This is a genomic window from Neisseria sp. P0001.S005, from assembly GCF_051963715.1.
Genome location: NZ_JBQCTZ010000561.1, coordinates 1 through 499 on the forward strand (window position 1 = coordinate 1; position 499 = coordinate 499).

Below are 499 nucleotides of genomic sequence, written 5' to 3' on the forward strand. Positions count from 1 at the left end.
TCTTCCACCATGCCGCACAAAGTCAATCCGATCGACTTTGAAAACTCCGAAGGCAACCTCGGTATGGCCAATGCCGTATTGGGCTTTTTGTCCGAAAAACTGCCGATTTCCCGTTGGCAGCGCGACCTGACCGACAGCACCGTATTGCGCAATATGGGCGTAGGCGTGGGCTATACCGTATTGGGCTTTGCCGCCCATCTGCGCGGTCTGAACAAGCTTGAGCCGAATCCTGCCGCCCTTGCTGCCGATTTGGACGCTACTTGGGAGCTGCTGGCCGAGCCGATTCAAACCGTAATGCGTCGTTACGGCGTGGCCAATCCTTACGAAAAGCTGAAAGACCTGACACGCGGTAAAGACGGCATTACGCCTGAAGTGTTGAAACTCTTTATCGAATCGTTGGAAATTCCGGCAGAAGCCAAAGCCAAATTGCTTGAGCTGACCCCTGCGTTGTATGTGGGTAAAGCCGAAGAGTTGGCAAAACGAATTTAAAAGGTTTTTG

At 52.5% G+C, this 499-nt stretch carries 1 pseudogene; it reads left to right on the forward strand.

Features of this window, described 5'->3' with window-relative positions:
• Positions 1-489 (forward strand): annotated as a pseudogene (locus ACTHSP_RS21665) (adenylosuccinate lyase); the annotation flags it as partial.
• Between the last annotated feature and the right edge of the window lie 10 nt (positions 490-499).